Origin of the sequence: Erythrobacter sp. (genome assembly GCF_011765465.1) — a bacterium.
Lineage (GTDB): Bacteria > Pseudomonadota > Alphaproteobacteria > Sphingomonadales > Sphingomonadaceae > Erythrobacter.
The window spans coordinates 2,252,255-2,267,036 of sequence record NZ_CP050265.1 but is presented as its reverse complement, the minus strand read 5'-3'; the positions used below and the strand labels follow the sequence as shown (position 1 = coordinate 2,267,036).

General features: G+C 68.4%; 17 protein-coding genes, 1 tRNA gene and 1 pseudogene. 9 read left to right on the top strand and 10 right to left on the bottom strand.

All coding sequences use genetic code 11. The features are described from left to right. Positions 1-9 precede the first annotated feature (9 nt). From G9473_RS10845 to G9473_RS10825, 5 genes are read right to left on the bottom strand one after another with little or no spacing between them, the layout of a single operon-like run. Positions 10-1,239 (bottom strand): FAD/NAD(P)-binding oxidoreductase, encoded by a 1,230-nt coding sequence (locus G9473_RS10845; RefSeq protein ID WP_291133262.1) that lies wholly within the window; start codon positions 1,237-1,239, stop codon positions 10-12. A 26-nt stretch (positions 1,240-1,265) separates the two neighbouring features. Next, positions 1,266-1,679, bottom strand: coding sequence for a TIGR01244 family sulfur transferase (locus G9473_RS10840; protein ID WP_291133260.1), 414 nt, complete (start codon positions 1,677-1,679; stop codon positions 1,266-1,268). Beyond that, positions 1,679-2,098 carry a DUF6691 family protein gene (locus G9473_RS10835; protein ID WP_291133258.1) on the bottom strand — a complete coding sequence of 140 codons (420 nt, stop codon included), beginning with the start codon at positions 2,096-2,098 and terminating at the stop codon, positions 1,679-1,681. Before G9473_RS10835 ends, G9473_RS10840 begins: the two co-directional genes overlap by 1 nt. Continuing rightward, on the bottom strand, positions 2,095-2,544 hold the full coding sequence (locus G9473_RS10830) for a YeeE/YedE family protein (RefSeq protein ID WP_291133256.1): 450 nt from the start codon (positions 2,542-2,544) through the stop codon (positions 2,095-2,097). The genes G9473_RS10835 and G9473_RS10830 overlap by 4 nt, the downstream gene beginning before the upstream one ends. Continuing rightward, on the bottom strand, positions 2,541-3,473 hold the full coding sequence (locus G9473_RS10825; RefSeq protein ID WP_291133254.1) for an MBL fold metallo-hydrolase: 933 nt from the start codon (positions 3,471-3,473) through the stop codon (positions 2,541-2,543). The genes G9473_RS10830 and G9473_RS10825 overlap by 4 nt, the downstream gene beginning before the upstream one ends. Positions 3,474-3,548: 75 nt before the next feature. Here G9473_RS10825 and G9473_RS10820 point away from each other — a divergent pair, with 75 nt between their 5' ends. Both G9473_RS10820 and G9473_RS10815 read left to right on the top strand, forming a co-directional pair. After that, a complete protein-coding gene (locus G9473_RS10820) occupies positions 3,549-4,199 on the top strand; it encodes a peroxiredoxin (RefSeq protein ID WP_291133252.1) in 651 nt (216 codons plus the stop codon). After that, positions 4,196-4,546, top strand: a complete 351-nt coding sequence (locus G9473_RS10815; protein ID WP_291133249.1) for a helix-turn-helix transcriptional regulator — start codon at positions 4,196-4,198, stop codon at positions 4,544-4,546. Before G9473_RS10820 ends, G9473_RS10815 begins: the two co-directional genes overlap by 4 nt. A gap of 9 nt (positions 4,547-4,555) precedes the next feature. Here G9473_RS10815 and G9473_RS10810 read toward each other — a convergent pair whose 3' ends face one another. Next, the gene (locus tag G9473_RS10810) at positions 4,556-5,005 is read right to left on the bottom strand and encodes a phosphate-starvation-inducible PsiE family protein (RefSeq protein ID WP_291133248.1); all 450 of its coding nucleotides are present in this window, start codon (positions 5,003-5,005) and stop codon (positions 4,556-4,558) included. Between the two features lie 86 nt (positions 5,006-5,091). Here G9473_RS10810 and G9473_RS10805 point away from each other — a divergent pair, with 86 nt between their 5' ends. Then, positions 5,092-6,408: an amidohydrolase family protein gene (locus G9473_RS10805; RefSeq protein ID WP_291133246.1), complete on the top strand. Its 1,317-nt coding sequence runs from the start codon at positions 5,092-5,094 to the stop codon at positions 6,406-6,408. Beyond that, on the top strand, positions 6,405-7,625 hold the full coding sequence (locus G9473_RS10800) for an amidohydrolase family protein (RefSeq protein ID WP_291133244.1): 1,221 nt from the start codon (positions 6,405-6,407) through the stop codon (positions 7,623-7,625). The genes G9473_RS10805 and G9473_RS10800 overlap by 4 nt, the downstream gene beginning before the upstream one ends. A 222-nt stretch (positions 7,626-7,847) precedes the next feature. Here G9473_RS10800 and G9473_RS10795 read toward each other — a convergent pair. Then, a tRNA-Leu gene (locus tag G9473_RS10795) sits at positions 7,848-7,934 on the bottom strand. 220 nt (positions 7,935-8,154) lie between these two features. Here G9473_RS10795 and G9473_RS10790 point away from each other — a divergent pair. Further along, positions 8,155-8,403 (top strand): hypothetical protein, encoded by a 249-nt coding sequence (locus G9473_RS10790; protein ID WP_291133242.1) that lies wholly within the window; start codon positions 8,155-8,157, stop codon positions 8,401-8,403. Between the two features lie 1,176 nt (positions 8,404-9,579). Here the strand turns inward: G9473_RS10790 and G9473_RS10785 are convergent. Next, a pseudogene (locus G9473_RS10785) lies at positions 9,580-9,696 on the bottom strand (MJ0042-type zinc finger domain-containing protein); the annotation flags it as partial. Between the two features lie 156 nt (positions 9,697-9,852). On the opposite strand from G9473_RS10785, the gene ftsE reads away from it, so the two are divergent. Genes ftsE through G9473_RS10765 form a run of 4 tightly spaced genes read left to right on the top strand, consistent with a single transcriptional unit; the run spans position 9,853 to position 12,762 of the window. Beyond that, positions 9,853-10,608: a cell division ATP-binding protein FtsE gene (gene ftsE, locus G9473_RS10780; RefSeq protein WP_291133240.1), complete on the top strand. Its 756-nt coding sequence runs from the start codon at positions 9,853-9,855 to the stop codon at positions 10,606-10,608. After that, a complete protein-coding gene (locus tag G9473_RS10775; RefSeq protein ID WP_291133238.1) occupies positions 10,605-11,534 on the top strand; it encodes a cell division protein in 930 nt (309 codons plus the stop codon). Before ftsE ends, G9473_RS10775 begins: the two co-directional genes overlap by 4 nt. Positions 11,535-11,545: 11 nt before the next feature. Further along, positions 11,546-12,076: a YdcF family protein gene (locus tag G9473_RS10770; RefSeq protein WP_291133236.1), complete on the top strand. Its 531-nt coding sequence runs from the start codon at positions 11,546-11,548 to the stop codon at positions 12,074-12,076. 2 nt (positions 12,077-12,078) lie between these two features. Then, complete coding sequence (locus tag G9473_RS10765) at positions 12,079-12,762, top strand: 1-acyl-sn-glycerol-3-phosphate acyltransferase (protein ID WP_291133234.1); 684 nt, start codon at positions 12,079-12,081, stop codon at positions 12,760-12,762. A gap of 3 nt (positions 12,763-12,765) precedes the next feature. On the opposite strand, the gene G9473_RS10760 is transcribed toward G9473_RS10765, so the two are convergent. Next, the gene (locus tag G9473_RS10760) at positions 12,766-13,668 is read right to left on the bottom strand and encodes a prephenate/arogenate dehydrogenase family protein (RefSeq protein WP_291133232.1); all 903 of its coding nucleotides are present in this window, start codon (positions 13,666-13,668) and stop codon (positions 12,766-12,768) included. Further along, entirely contained in the window at positions 13,665-14,768 is a 1,104-nt protein-coding gene (hisC, locus tag G9473_RS10755) for a histidinol-phosphate transaminase (protein WP_291133230.1), read from the bottom strand. The genes G9473_RS10760 and hisC overlap by 4 nt, the downstream gene beginning before the upstream one ends. Positions 14,769-14,782 lie beyond the last annotated feature (14 nt).

Genomic DNA, 14,782 nt, shown 5'->3' with positions numbered 1-14,782 from the left:
CCGTTCCCGTCACGTTGCGATCAGGCCGCCCGGCCCGGCGAGCCATTCGCGCCCCTTGAGCATCCCGTTCCAGTAAAGCCAAGGCAGGAAATCGGCCTTCAGCATCCACGAAAGGCGCTGCGGCTTGGTCCCGTCGACGAGCCATTCGGGAAAGCTCGGCATCAGCTTCCCACCATAGCCGAATTCGGCAAGCACGATTCGGCCGCGCTCGACCGTCAGCGGGCAGGAGCCATAGCCGTCATAGCCCGCGCGCGGCCCCTTGCCGGCGAGTTGCTGGAGCAAGTTGACCGCGACCACCGGCGCCTGCTTGCGCGCGGCCGCCGCCGTCTTGGCATTGGGCATCCCGCCCGCATCGCCGAGCCCGAAGACATTGGGATAGCGCACGTGCTGGAGCGTGTGCTGGTCGACATCGGTGAAGCCCGATTCGGCCGCCAGCGGGCTGTCGGCGAGGAACCCTGGCGCGACCTGCGGGGGCACGACGTGCATCATGTCGAAATCACGCGTGACCTCGCCCTGTTCGGTCTGGAAGGTCGCCTTTTGCGCAGGCCCGTCGACCGCGACGAGATTGTTCGAAAGCTGCAGCGCGATGCCGTATTTCTCGACATATTCCATCAGCGCCGGGACATAGTCCGCGACCCCGAACAGCACGCCGCCCGCGTTGCAGAACTCGACTTCGATGTCATCGAGCACGCCGCGCCGCCGCCAATGGTCGCAGGAAAGATACATCGCCTTCTGCGGTGCGCCCGCGCATTTGATCGGCATGGGCGGCTGGGTGAACAACGCGCGGCCACCCCGCATTTTCTGCACCAGTTCCCAGGTATAGGGCGCAAGGTCGTAGCGGTAGTTCGAGGTAACGCCGTTCTTGCCCAGCGTCTCTTCGAGCCCTTCGATCTTTTCCCAGGCGAGCCGGATGCCGGGCGCGACCACCAGCACGTCATAGGTGACGCTGGACCCGTCGGCGAGCGTCACCTGGTTGTCCTCGGGCTGGAAGGTGGCGGCGGCCTGTTTCAGCCACGTCACGCCCCTGGGCATGACGCTTTCCATCGGGCGCACCGTCACCTCTGGTTCGAACACGCCGCCGCCGACCATGGTCCAGCCGGGCTGGTAGGCATGGGTGTCGGACGGTTCGACGATAGCGATGTCGAGCCCCTTGCGCCGCGCGAGCAGCGAGGCCGCGGTCGCGATCCCCGCCGCGCCGCCGCCGATGACGACGACCGTTTGCTTGTGCGTGCCGGCCATGTTTCCTCTCCCTTGTGCTCTTGTGTTCAGCCGCCGAGCCGCGGGGCGAGGGCGCTGAGGTCGTATCCCGCGGCCTTCGCCCGTTCGAGCCGTTCCTCGGCGGAAAGGCCGGCCGGATTGGCGAGCGTCTCCAGCGTGATCGAGCGCGTTCCGGTGCGGCAGTAGGCGAGCAATGGCCCTTGCGTGCCGCGCCGCACCGCGCCGAAAGCGGCGACGGCGGCATCGGGGAAGGCTCCGCCCGAAACCGGAATGTGATGGAATGCAAGGCCCGCCTCGGTCGCGGCGGCGCGCAGCTCGTCGAGCGGGGGCTGGCCCGGTTCCTCGCCGTCGGGACGGTTGCAGACGACGGCGACATAGCCCCTGTCCGCGAGCGTCTTCATGTCGGCGGGCGCGATCTGGGGGGAGACGGCGAAACCGGGGGAGATGTCTCGAATATCCATCAGGCTTTCCTCTCGGTGAGATGCACGAGCCCCATGCCCGCGAGCATGGCGACGACGAAGACCGCCGCGCCGACCGGCTCGATCACCAGCGCGGCGATGCCTGGGCCGGGGCACAGGCCGGCAATCCCCCAGCCCACGCCGAACAGCGCCGCCCCGCCGATCAGGCGCGCGTCGAGGTCCTTGCGCGTGGGAATCGCGAACCCTTCGGCGAAGAACGGATGGGCGAGGCGCGGCTGGATGCGCCACACGACCACCATCACGAGCACCGCCCCGCCCATGACGAAGGCGAGCGTCGGGTCCCAATCCCCGAACAGGTCGAGGAAGCCGCGCACCCGCGCCGGGTCGGTCATGCCGCCCAATGCCAACCCCGCGCCGAACACCGCTCCCGAAAGGAGCGCGACGATCCCGCGCGCGTTCATTGCAGCACCATGAGGCCGAGGGCGTTCATGGCGGCGACCGTGGCGAAGCCGGTCGCCATGAAAGTCAGCGTCGCGACGATCGAGCGCGCGGAAAAGCGGCTCATCCCGCACACGCCGTGCCCGCTGGTGCAGCCGCTGCCGAGCTTGGTCCCGACCCCGACGACCAGCCCCGCGATGGCGAGGACGAGCGGCGAGGCGAAGCTCGCTTCGATCCCGCCGAGGGCAAGACCGATGACGAGCGCGCCCACTGGCAGGCCGATGACGAAGGCCCATGCGGACGAACGCTCCATCCCGCTCCCGCCGAGCCCGGCGGCGCGTGCGGCGATGCCGGATACGCCCGCGATGCGGCCCGCACCCAGCAGCATGATCGCCGCCGCGAGGCCGATCAGCACGCCTCCGGCCAGCCCGGCGAGCGGGGCCGCGTCAGGAAATCCCGGCAAGCTCATACCGCGTTCACCGGAATCTTGATGTAGCTCACGCCGTTATCCTCCGGTTCGGGCAGACGCCCGCCGCGGATATTGACCTGGACCGAAGGCATGATGAGGTTCGGCATGGCGAGCGTCGCGTCGCGCGTTGTGCGCATTTCGACGAATTCCTCCTCGCTCACGCCGTCCTTGACGTGGATGTTCTCGCGCCGCTGCTGGCCGACCGTGGTTTCCCAGGCATATTCGTCGCGGCCCGGCGCCTTGTAGTCGTGGCACAGGAACAGGCGGGTGTCGTCGGGAAGCGACAGCAGCCGCCGGATCGACTTGAACAGCTGGCGCGCGTCGCCGCCGGGGAAGTCGGCGCGGGCCGTGCCGAAATCGGGCATGAAGATCGTGTCGCCGACGAAGGCCGCATCGCCGATGATGAAGGCCATGTCGGCGGGCGTGTGGCCGGGCACGTGCAGCGCGATGCCGTCGAGCGTGCCGACCTTGAACGTCTCGCCGTCGGCGAAGAGGTGGTCGAACTGCGACCCGTCGCGCTCGAAATCGGTCCCGGCGTTGAACAGCTTGCCGAAGACGTCCTGCACGCGGATGATCTCCTTGCCGATCGCGAGCTTCCCGCCGAGCTTTTCCTGCAGGTAGGGCGCGGCCGAGATGTGGTCGGCATGGGCGTGGGTCTCGATCAGCCAAGTCACTTTCAGATTATTCGAAGTGACGTACTCGATCACGCGATCCGCCGAGCCGTAGGATGTGCGTCCCGAGGCGGCTTCGTAATCGAGCACCGAATCGATGATCGCCGCCTCGTTGGTGGCGGGGTCGTGAACCACGTAGGTGATGGTGAAGGTGGCCTCGTCGAAGAAGCCCGCGATCGTCGGGCGCTTCGCCTTTTCGGCGAGCGCGGCTTCGATCTGGGTGCTGGCCGCTTCGAGCGCGGAGTCGGTATTGCCCATGACACTCTCCTATAAAGTTACATAAATTGTGTATATGTATTGCGTTCAGGCTGTCAAATGCTATGAGAGTGGGAAATGGACCACGTAAACGAAAACCCTCCCCGCCCCGGCGGCCTGCGCATCGGCGACACGGCACCCGATTTCGAGGCCCGCTCCACGATCGGCCCCGTGCGCTTGTCCGCCTTTCGCGGGCGCTGGCTGATCCTGTTCTCGCACCCGGCCGATTTCACGCCGGTCTGCACCACCGAGTTCATCGAGCTCGCCCGCCATGCCGACCGGTTCGAGGCGCTCGACTGCGCGCTCATGGCGCTGTCGGTCGACAGCCTGTTCGCCCATTTCGCCTGGCTGCGCCTGATTCGCGACCGATTCGGGGTGGAGGTGCGCTTTCCCATCGTCGAGGATCCGACGCTGGTGATCGGCAGCGCCTTCGGCATGGTCGCCCCGCAGGACAATGACAGCGCGGCGGTGAGGACGACCTACTTCATCGATCCGACCGGCACGATCCGGGCGATGACCTGCTATCCCGCGAATGTCGGGCGCTCGACACCGGAAATGCTGCGCACATTGGAAGCGCTGCAAGCGATCGACCGCGAAGGCGGCCTTGCTCCGGCCAACTGGCAGCCGGGCGAGAAACTGCTCGGCGCGCCGAGCCACGATCTCGACGCGGTCTATGCGGCGAAGGATCCGGTGGCATGGTTCCTCGAAAGCGAGAGGGATGCGCCATGAGCGACGAACCGCCGATCGAGGAATTGAAGGCGATCGCCCACCCCTTGCGCTTCCGCATCCTCGAAGTGCTGGGCGAGGGCGAACTCAGCGTCGGCGAAATCGACCGCGCCGCCGACATCGGCCAGCCGGCGCTTTCGCAGCAGCTCGGCGTGCTGAGGAAGGCGGGTCTCGTCGAAACGCGCAAGGAGGCCAAGCTCGTCTATTACAGCCTTGCGAGCGAACCGATTGCGCGGCTCGCCCGGGCGCTCGGCGCGATTGCCGGCGGGGCGGATGCGGGCGTAGGCCAAGAGCCGGAAGCGCGGCGCACGCCCGCCCCCGGTGTCGCCAATTTCGCCCGCCTGACCTGAGCCGCGGCGCTATTTGTCGCGAAAGCGCCCGATCACCAGCGCCGCGACCGCCAGCAGCAGGATCGCGCCCGCATCGAACACGACGTTTTCGGGCGCCATGTCCTTGCCCTGCAGCACGATCAGCCGGGCGATGGCGGTGATCGCGATGAAGATCGGGAAGACGAAGAAGGCGCCCTTGCCGGTGTAGAACACCGCGATCATCCCGATCACCTCGGTGTAGAGGAACATCAGCAGCAGGTCGGCAAGCTCGATCCGGCGGTCGGCATAGACCGACCACACCTCGGCCCCGGCGGCGATCAGCGTCATCACCATGGTCACGACCAGCAGCGCGCGCTCGACCCAGCGAAAGGCGCGCTCGGCGCGTTCGAGGTGCCCGTCCTCGCTCGGGGCTTCGGGTTCGGTCGGGGCGCGCGGTTCCTCCATGGGCGCGATGATACAGTAAATCCTTTGATCTTCCATCGCTTTCCCGCGCGTCTTTTCGCTTGCGGATGCGCCAGCGGAGCCTAGGGTCGCGCCGACAAGACGAACAGGGAGGGACGCTTCAGATGAAAGCGAAGTCCGGATTGCGGGCCATGACGGCCCTTGCGGGGAGCGCGCTGGCCGCCGCCTCGCTCGCGGGGAGCCCCGCACAGGCGCAGGAACGCGCGATAGCCTTTACCGATGCGACGATCCTCACCATGGCAGGTGAGACGATCGAAGACGGCACGCTGGTGATCGAGAACGGGAAGATCGTCGCGGTCGGCGCCGAAGTCACGGTCCCCGCCGATGCCGAGCGGCGTTCGCTCGACGGCAAGGTCGTCATGCCCGGCATCGTCGACACCCATTCGCATATCGGCCAGGTCGCTGGCGCGGATTCCTCCGGCCCGATCCAGCCCGAGGTGCGGGCGATGGATTCGATCAACCCGCTTTCCTCCAACATCGCCAAGGCGCGCGCGGGCGGGGTCACAACGGCCAATGTCATGCCGGGGTCGGGCCACCTCGTCAGCGGCCAGACCTATTACATGAAGCTGCGCGAGGGTAAGACGGTCGAGGACATCGCCTTCGCCATGGAGGACGGCGAGGCGATCGGCGGGATCAAGTTCGCCAACGGCACCAATTCGATGCGCGGGAGCGGCGGCTTTCCCGGCACGCGCGCGCGCTCGGCCGCGCTGGTGCGCCAGACCTTCGTCGAGGCGCAAGCCTATTGCGACGGCGAGAAGAAGAAGCGCGACCTTGCCAAGGAGGCGCTGTGCGAAGTGCTCTCGGGCGAACGGCTCGTCCACTTCCACACCCACCGCGCCGACGACATCATGACGGTGCTTCGGCTCAAGCGCGAATTCGGCTTCGACGTGCTGATCCAGCACGGGACCGAGACTTACAAGATCGCCGACAAGCTTGCCGAAGCGGGCGTTCCGGTGTCGAACATCACGCTGGATGCGCCGGGCGGCAAGCTTGAGACGATGGATTTGAGGCTCGACAATGCGGGCATCCTCGAACGCGCGGGCGTGCTGGTGTCGATCCATTCGGACGACCCGATCGTCGACTCGCGCATGATGCTGCGCGAGGCGGCGATGGCGGTGCGCGGCGGGATGAGCCGCGAGGGCGCGCTCATGGCGCTGACGATCAACGGGGCGAAGCAGATGCGGCTCGACGACCGCGTGGGTTCGCTGGAACCCGGCAAGGACGCCGATTTCCTCGTCCTCTCTGGCGATCCGCTGTCGGTCTACACCCATGTCGAGGAAACCTGGGTCGAGGGCGAGAAGCTGTTCGACCGCAGCCGCGAGGAGGACCTCCTGATGGCGACCGGAGGCTATGGCGCGGGCAGCCCGATGGAGGCTTCGCACCACCACTGGGAAATCGCCGAAGGGGAGGGCGGACAATGACCATGATGAGCAAGCTGTTCGCGAGCGCCGCGGTGTTCTGCATCGCCGTTTCCGCGCAGGCGCAGGACGTGGTGGTCAAGGGCGAGCAGGTCCACACCATGGCCGGCCCGATGATCGAGGACGGCGTGGTGGTGATCGACGACGGAAAGATCGTCGCGGTCGGGCCGGCGGCCAGCACTCCTGCCCCCGAAGGCTTCCGCGTGATCGAGGCCAAGGTCGTCACTCCCGGCCTCGTCGATGCGCGCACGGTCGTCGGCCTTGCGGGCTATCTCAACCAGGACCAGGACCAGGACCAGCTCGACGAGAGCGCCCCGGTCCAGCCACAGCTGCGCGCGATCGACGCCTATAATCCGCAAGGCGTGCTGGTCGAATGGCTGCGCGGCTTCGGGATCACCACGATCCACACCGGGCACGGTCCCGGCGCGCTCGTTTCGGGGCAGACCATGGTCGCCAAGACCACGGGGCTGACCGCAGACGATGCCGTTATCCGCCCGCAAGCGATGGTCGCGGCCAATCTCGGGCCGTGGGCGCTGGCGAACGGCGGCAAGTCGCCTGGCACGCGCGCCAAGCAGATCGCCCTGCTCCGCAAGGCGCTGCTCGATGCGCAGGCGGAGGGCGAGGAGAAGGGCGACAAGAGGGAAGGCAAGTCCGGCCCGCCGAGCCTCGAGACGCAGGTGATGCGCGATGTCCTTGCCCGCCGCACGCCGCTGCTGGTCACCGCGCACCGCGCGCAGGACATCATGAGCGCGCTGCGGCTGAAAGAGGAATTCGGCATCGACCTGGTCCTCGACGGGGCATCGGAAGCCTACCTCCTCACCGACGCGATCAAGGAAGCGGGCGTCAACGTCATCCTCCACCCGCCGATGATGCGGCAATATGGCGAGCTCGAGAACGCGAGCTTCACCACCGGCGCGGCGCTGCGCGAAGCGGGGATCCCCTTCGCCTACCAGTCGGGCTACGAGGGCTATGTGCCCAAGACCCGCGTGGTGCTGTGGGAAGCGGGCATCGCGGCGGCTAACGGGCTTGAATGGACCGAGGCGCTCGCCGCGATCACGATCGATGCCGCGCGCATCGTCGGGGTCGGCGACCGTGTCGGCTCGCTCGAGGTCGGCAAGGACGGCGATGTCGCGCTGTTCGATGGGGACCCGTTCGAATACACCTCGCACACCGTGGGCGTGGTGATCGACGGCGAAGTGGTCAGCGAAACGCCGCAATAGGCGCGCCGAAAGGCGACGGAGGCGGGCGGCTCCCATGGGGAGCCGCCCGCTTCGTGCTTCCAGTGGGTGCCGTTCGCACAGGGGCCGGTCACGCTCCCGCCCGGTTCCCCGCGCGCGCAGCTGCAATGCGACCGGCCGCCCGGCACGATGTGCGGCAGCAGGGTTCCAGCCTGTCCGGTGAGAGTTCCGAAACCACGCAGGCTCCTGCGAATTTCCGGAAATTGGTGCGGTCGAGAAGACTCGAACTTCCACGGGCGTTAGCCCACAACGACCTCAACGTTGCGCGTCTACCAGTTCCGCCACGACCGCACTCATGTCAGGGGCGCGGCGAGCCGCTTTCCCCTCGGTAGGAGCGCGCCCCTAGCAAGGGGGCTGGCGCGGTGCAAGCACTTTGAGCGCCTGCTTCGCGCCCCGTCCGCGACCTTTATGCGGGACGTTCGAGAAAGGGTTCCGGGCTGCGCTGTTCCGATCCGGGACCACCGCAGAGGGGCGCTTGCGTTCAGCGTTAAGGTCTTGGCAACCATGGCGCGTGAGCACCGCTTTCACTCTCGCCTCCGCTTTCGTTTTCACCGCCCAGGCGGCGCTGCCCGCCGGCGACGAAGCGGCCCCGCCACGGACCGGGCCGGTTGCGGTCGCCGCGAGCGCGAGCGTGCGGGTCATTCGCCCGGCTGTCATCGACATCGATGCCGAGGTCGATGCGCAGCGCGCGGCCCGCCGGGAACGGGACAGTCAGCGCCGGGTCGATTCGGCGGGGACGATCTGGATCGAATTCAGCTGAAACGTGGGTCGTATGCGGGTTGCGTCAGCCCGGAGCCCAGCCGACTTCGGCGAAGCGCGCGGCTTCGGGCACGTCGGCGATCGCCTCGGTCACGTTGAGTGTCTCGCCGGGGGCGAGGTCGCGCTTGGCCGGGACCACCACCCAATCCTTTATCACCTTCTCGTCTGAATCGCGGAAGACGATGAGGAGGTCGGGCACGCTCCGGCTTTCGCGGCCCTCGTTGCTGATCGTCCCGCGCACCCGGTAGATCCGCTCTCCGCTGTCGAGCGTCTCGACCCGCTGTTCGGACGGCGCGAAATCGAGCGCGAGATCGGGCTTGCCGATACCGAAAGTCGGGCGACTGAAGGGGGCGAATTCGGGCAGGCCGTAATAATTGACCGCGACCGCCGTGCCGCCGGCGAGGAGAGCGAAAATTACCGCTGCGGCGGTCCACATCCGCGCCGGATTGCGGCGAGCGGTGAAGGGCGCACGGTATTCGAACTGCGATGCCTCGCCGTCCTCCCCGTAATCCTCCTCGACGAAGCTTCCCCCGGCATCGTCGCCCCCATCGTGATCCTCGCTCCCTCCGGAGTCGAAACCCGGCTCGGCTGGCGGAGCGTGGCCGGCTTCCCCGGCGAGCGGATCATGGGCCGGATCGATCGGCGTGCCGACCGGCGGCTCGCCCGGTTCTTCGGACCCGCCCCCGCGCACAGGGCGAGAGACCGGGCCGTCTCGGCTGATGCGGGCCTTTTCCCGACCGCTCTCTTCCGCCAGGCCGGAGCCGAGCCCCCGGCGCAGAGCGCGCACGGCGATGCCGGAGTCCATGTCTTCGCGTCCGGAGCCGGGCTCGCCGGGCTCCTGGCCGGCCACTCCGGAAGTCTTGCCGGCGTCGATCGCGTCCTCGCTGCGCCAATGGCTGATGCCGGGACGGGCCACCTCGTCTGGGCTATCGGGCCGGGCACCGGCGGGCTCGTCCGGGGCAGCCCCGCCTTCGTCGGCCGCGGTTGCAGCCGGGGCGTCCCCCTTCTCTGGCGAACCGCCTGTCGGCGCGCCGGTGTCTTGCCCGCCCGGACCGGTTGGCGCCTGCGTCGCGTCCGCGGCGGGAGCGTTCCCATCGCTGGGCGTGGCGGCGCGGTCGCCAGGCTGGACCGGGCGCTCGGGCTGTCGCGGGCGGGCGCGCGCGGCGGCTTCGGGCGAGGGTTCCTGGAACCAGCTGTGCTTGCATTTCGCGCAGCGCACGGTCCGGCCGTCCGGTCCGATCGCGGTTTCCGGCACGGCATAGCGGGTCGCGCAGGCGGGGCAGGATATGATCATCGTCGCTACTGCATTAGAGCGCGGCCTCGCCGGCACAAGGGCGAGTGCCCGCAGGAGCCGGATATCCGCGCTTTTTTCCACATTGTTGCGGTATATATAGGGTATGAGCAGGCGGTTGCACTTCCCCCCCGCAAAGGCCGCTGATAGAGCCGCGCGATGATCGAGAAGCCGGGCGAGATCGTGAAATTCGATAATGTCGGGCTGCGCTACGGCACCGATCCCGAGGTGCTGAGCGACCTGAGCTTCACGCTGTTCCCCGGCAGCTTCTATTTCCTCACAGGGGCCAGCGGGGCGGGCAAGACCAGCCTCTTGAAACTCCTCTACCTCGCCCAGCGCCCTTCGCGCGGGGCGATCCGGATGTTCGGCAAGGACATGATCACCCTGCCGCGCGGTCGCCTGCCCGATTTCCGCCGGCGGCTGGGCGTCGTGTTCCAGAATTTCCGCCTGGTCGAGCACTTGTCCGCCTTCGACAATGTCGCGCTGCCGCTGCGGCTCGCCGGGACCGAGGAGGCGCGGGTGCGCAAGGCGGTGTCCGAAATGCTCGAATGGGTCGGGCTGGCGCACCGCGCCGAAGCGAGCCCGCCGAGCCTTTCGGGCGGGGAACAGCAGCGGGTCGCGATCGCGCGCGCGGTGATCGCGCGGCCCCGGATGCTGATCGCGGACGAGCCGACGGGCAATGTGGACCCCGAAATGGCCCTGAAGCTGCTGCGCCTGTTCGAAGCGCTCAACAACCGGGTCGGCACGACCGTGATCGTCGCCACCCACGATGTCCACTTGCTCAAGAAGGTGCCGGATTCGCTCATCATGCGGCTGCACAAGGGCCGCCTGTCCGACCCCACCGGGGCGCTTCGCTTTCCCCCGCAACCCGGCGGGAGCGAAGCCGGCAGGCCCACCGGGGACAGGCCGCGATGAGCGCCCCTCCGCTTGCCGAAAAGCCCTCGCGCCGGGCCGCGCCGGTCGGTGCGCGGCTCGCGGGGAGCCTGATCCCGCACAGCCGTTTCGGTGGGGCAATGCCGTGGGTGATCGCCTTGCTGACCGCGCTCGTCGTGATCGCCGCGGCGGGCGGGCTTGCGCTCGGCAATCTTGCCGGCAATGCCCGCAGCGATCTTTCGGGGATGGTCACGGTGCAGGTGGTCGAGCCCGATGCTTCGCTGCGCGAGGCAAAGGCCGAACGCGCGGCGGAAATCCTCACCGGCCTGGCGCTGGTGCGATCGGTGCGGGTGGTCCCGCGCGGCGAGCTTGTCGCCTTGCTCGAGCCCTGGCTGGGCGAGGCCGCGGCGAACGGCGAAGTGCCGATCCCGGCGTTGATCGATGTCGAACTGGTGCGCGAAGCCGACCCGCAAGAGATAGCCGCGCTTGAGAAGGCGCTCGAAGGAGAGGTGTCCGGCGCGCGGGTCGATGCGCAGTCGGACTGGCTGGGCCCCGTCTATGACGCGCTCGCCGCGGCGCAATGGTTGGCGCTGGCCTTGATCGCGCTGGTCGCCCTGGCCACCGCGGCGGCGGTGTGGCTTGCCGCGCGGAGCGCTTTTGCCAATAACCGCGAGACGGTCGAGGTCGTCCACCTGCTGGGCGGGACCGACGGGCAGGTGACGCGCATCTTCCAGCGCGCGGTGATCCGCGACGCGGCTTTCGGCTCTCTGATCGGCACGGCGCTCGGAGCCATAGCGGTGTGGCTGCTCGGTCGGCAATTCGCGGGCCTCGACAGCGGGATGGTCTCGGCCGGGGTCCTGACGGCAAGGGATTGGGCGGTGATCGCCGCGATCCCGCTCGCCGCCATCGCACTGGCGGCGCTCACCGGTCGGATCACCATTGCCTTTGCCTTGCGGAAAATGCTTTGAGCGCCGCCGCCGTGATTCGCTACGTCCTCTCCACGCTGCTGCTCGCCTGGGCGCTCGGTTTCCTGTGGTTCGCCGTGTTCCTGCCGCAGCCTGCGGGCGAGGTGCGGACCGATGCGGTGATCGTGCCCACCGGCGCTGCCGGCCGCATCCCGCAGGGGCTTGCCGTGCTCGATGCGGGGCTGGCCGACCGGATGCTGGTGAGCGGGGTCGCGCCCGAAGTGCGCCCGGCCGAATTCGCCGCCGAGTTCGGCGTATCCGAGGAACGCATGGAATGCTGCGTCACGCTCGGCTTCGCGGCGGTCGACACCAAGGGCAATGCCTCGGAAATCGCCGCCTGGGTCGAGGAGAACGACATCGCCTCGCTGCGGCTGGTGACGACCGACTGGCATATGCGCCGCGCCGCGAGCGAACTCGACCGCACGCTGCCGGACGGGGTCGAGGTGGTGCGCGACGCGGTCCCCTCTCAGCCGAGCCTCGCCAGCCTGTTCCTTGAATATCACAAGCTGATTGCGAGCCGGGCCGGCGGGCTCGTCGGGATCTGACGATGCTGGCGGTGCTGCGCAATCTCGTTTTCTACCCGCTGTTCTACGGGGTGAGCGCGCTGCTCGTCATCGTCTCGCTTGTCGTCCTGCCGTTCGGGATCGGGCCGCTGAGGCGTGTCGTCGCGGCGTGGAGCGCGTGGCATCGCTGGTGCGTGCGGCGCCTGCTCGGCATCGAAATCCGGGTCGAAGGCGAATTGCCGCGCGGCGAGGTGCTGATCGCGGTCAAGCACGAAAGCTTCTTCGAGGCGATCGACATTCCCTCGCTGCTCCCCTTCCCGACCGTCTTCGCCAAGCGCGAGCTGTTCGCCATTCCCGGCTGGGGCTATTCGGCGAAGCGGTACGGCCTCGTCCCGGTCGCACGCGATGCCGGGGCGAAGGCGCTGCGCGAGATGATCGCGCTTGCCCGCGTGCGGGTGGGCGAGGGGCGGCCGCTGGTGATCTTTCCCGAAGGCACGCGCGTCCCCCACGGCAGCCGCGCGCCGCTGCAATCGGGCTTTGCCGGGACATACAAGCTGCTGAAGCTTCCCGTCGTGCCGGTCGCGGTCGATTCCGGCCCGCTCTACCACCGCCGGATCAAGCGGCCCGGCACGATCACCTACCGCGTCGGCGAGACGATCCCGGCGGGCCTTCCGCGCGAGGAGATCGAGGCGCGCGTCCACGCCGCGATCAACAGCCTCAACCCGTAATCTTCAATGCTCGCGGCCGAAATCGGGCCGCGGCGTCTCCTGCCCTTCCTCGATCACCTGCCGCCGGATCGCGCGGGTGCGGGAAAACAGGTCGTGCAGCGTTTCCCCGTCGCCCGAACGGATCGCGCGCTGGAGCGCGGTCAAATCCTCGGTGAAGCGCCCGAGCATTTCGAGCACCGCCTCGCGGTTGTTGAGGAAGACATCGCGCCACATCACCGGGTCCGAGGCGGCGATGCGGGTGAAATCGCGAAAGCCCCCGGCGGAATACTTGATGACCTCGCTGCGGGTGACGTCCTCGAGATCGCTCGCCGTGCCGACGATGGTGAAGGCGATGAGGTGCGGGATGTGGCTGGTGACCGCAAGCACGAGGTCGTGGTGCGCTGCGTCCATCACCTCGACCTTCGCGCCGAGGCCCGCCCAGAAATTCGACAATGCCTCTAGCGCTTCCCCGTCGCAGTCCGCGGGCGGGGTGAGGATGCACCAGCGGCCCACGAACAGCGTGGCGAAGCCCGCTTCCGGCCCGCTCTGCTCGGTCCCGGCGACGGGGTGGGCGGGGATGACGCAGCGGCCCGGCAGGACTTCGGCGAGCGCGTCGGCAACGCTTTGCTTGGACGAGCCGACATCGCTCACGATCGCGCCCTCCTTCAGCGCGTCCGCGATGGAGACGGCGGCGTCGCGCATCGCGCCGACGGGCACGCACAGGATGACGAGGTCGGCTTCGCGCACCGCCTCGACCGGGCTTTCGCAGACCTGCCCGACGAGGCCCAGTTCCTCTGCCTTGGCGCGAACCTTGGGATTGGCGTCGAAGCCGCTGGTGGCGATGCCCGGCGCGCGCTCCTTCAGCGCCAGCGCGATCGAGGAGCCGAGCAGGCCGAGGCCGATGATGGCGACGCGTTCTATCCTCATGGGGCTTCCCCGCAGAGCTTGCGCAGGCAGGCAATCACCCGGTCCATGTCCGCGCTGCGCCCGATGGTGATGCGCAGGGCATGGGGCAGCCCCTGTCCGGGCAGGTGGCGCACGGCATAGCCTTCCTCCGCGAGCGCCTCGAGCGCGGTTTCGGCGGACAGCTCGCCCTCGAACAGGACGAGCAGGAAATTGGCCTCGCTCGGCACGGCGCGAAGGCCATGATTGCCGAGAGCGGCGACAGCTTCGGCAAGACGCGCGCGTTCGGCGGCGTTGTGCGCGCGGCTGTTCTCGACGAAGGCCGCGTCGCCCAGCGCGGCGAGTGCGGCGGCCTGCCCGCTTGCGGTGACGTTGAACGGCCCGCGGATACGGTTGAGCACGTCGATGATGCCCGGCGCGCCATAGGCCCAACCGACGCGCTCGGCGGCGAGGCCGTGGATCTTGGAGAAGGTCCGCGTCACCAGCACGTTGTCATGGGCCGAGGCGAGATCGAACGCGGCGCGCTGGTGGGCGGGGTCGACATATTCGCCGTAAGCTTCGTCCACCACCAGCAGCACGTGCCGAGGAAGCCCCGCATGGAGCCGCGCGACTTCGGCGGGCGGCAGCCATGTGCCGGTCGGATTGTTCGGATTGGCGAGGAAGACGACCCGCGTGGAATCGCTGACCGCGCCGAGCAGCGCATCGACATCGGCGGTGAAATCGCGGTCGGCCACTTCGACAGGCGTCGCCCCACAGCGGCGCGCGGCGATGTCGTAGACCGCGAAGGAATGGCGCGAAAAGACCACTGCGTCGCCCGGCCCGGCAAAGCCCTGCGCGGCGAGATTCAGAAGCTCGTCCGAGCCCGTCCCGCACACGATGCGCTGAGGGTCGAGCCCGTGCAGCGCGCCCAGCGCCTCGCGCAGCGCGTTCGAGCCCGGATCGGGATAGGTTGCCGCTTCCTCGCGCGCCTGCGCGAGCGCTTCGAGCGCCGCGGGGCTGGTGCCGAGCGGGTTCTCGTTCGCCGACAGCTTGACGAGCGCGCGCCCGTCGCTCGCCTTGGACTTGCCGGGAGTGTAGGCGTGGATGCCGAGGATCCACTCTTTGGGTTCGGGACGTGTGTTCATCGAGGTCGCGGCGA

Coding starts and splice junctions, on each gene's coding strand:
- hisC (WP_291133230.1), bottom strand. CDS start 14,768: ATGAACACACGTCCCGAACCCAAAGAGTGGATCCTCGGCATCCACGCC.
- G9473_RS10840 (WP_291133260.1), bottom strand. CDS start 1,679: ATGGATATTCGAGACATCTCCCCCGGTTTCGCCGTCTCCCCCCAGATC.
- G9473_RS10775 (WP_291133238.1), top strand. CDS start 10,605: ATGAGCGCCCCTCCGCTTGCCGAAAAGCCCTCGCGCCGGGCCGCGCCG.
- G9473_RS10765 (WP_291133234.1), top strand. CDS start 12,079: ATGCTGGCGGTGCTGCGCAATCTCGTTTTCTACCCGCTGTTCTACGGG.
- G9473_RS10800 (WP_291133244.1), top strand. CDS start 6,405: ATGACCATGATGAGCAAGCTGTTCGCGAGCGCCGCGGTGTTCTGCATC.
- G9473_RS10820 (WP_291133252.1), top strand. CDS start 3,549: ATGGACCACGTAAACGAAAACCCTCCCCGCCCCGGCGGCCTGCGCATC.
- G9473_RS10815 (WP_291133249.1), top strand. CDS start 4,196: ATGAGCGACGAACCGCCGATCGAGGAATTGAAGGCGATCGCCCACCCC.
- G9473_RS10830 (WP_291133256.1), bottom strand. CDS start 2,544: ATGAGCTTGCCGGGATTTCCTGACGCGGCCCCGCTCGCCGGGCTGGCC.
- G9473_RS10845 (WP_291133262.1), bottom strand. CDS start 1,239: ATGGCCGGCACGCACAAGCAAACGGTCGTCGTCATCGGCGGCGGCGCG.
- G9473_RS10825 (WP_291133254.1), bottom strand. CDS start 3,473: ATGGGCAATACCGACTCCGCGCTCGAAGCGGCCAGCACCCAGATCGAA.
- G9473_RS10805 (WP_291133246.1), top strand. CDS start 5,092: ATGAAAGCGAAGTCCGGATTGCGGGCCATGACGGCCCTTGCGGGGAGC.
- ftsE (WP_291133240.1), top strand. CDS start 9,853: ATGATCGAGAAGCCGGGCGAGATCGTGAAATTCGATAATGTCGGGCTG.
- G9473_RS10810 (WP_291133248.1), bottom strand. CDS start 5,005: ATGGAAGATCAAAGGATTTACTGTATCATCGCGCCCATGGAGGAACCG.
- G9473_RS10760 (WP_291133232.1), bottom strand. CDS start 13,668: ATGAGGATAGAACGCGTCGCCATCATCGGCCTCGGCCTGCTCGGCTCC.
- G9473_RS10835 (WP_291133258.1), bottom strand. CDS start 2,098: ATGAACGCGCGCGGGATCGTCGCGCTCCTTTCGGGAGCGGTGTTCGGC.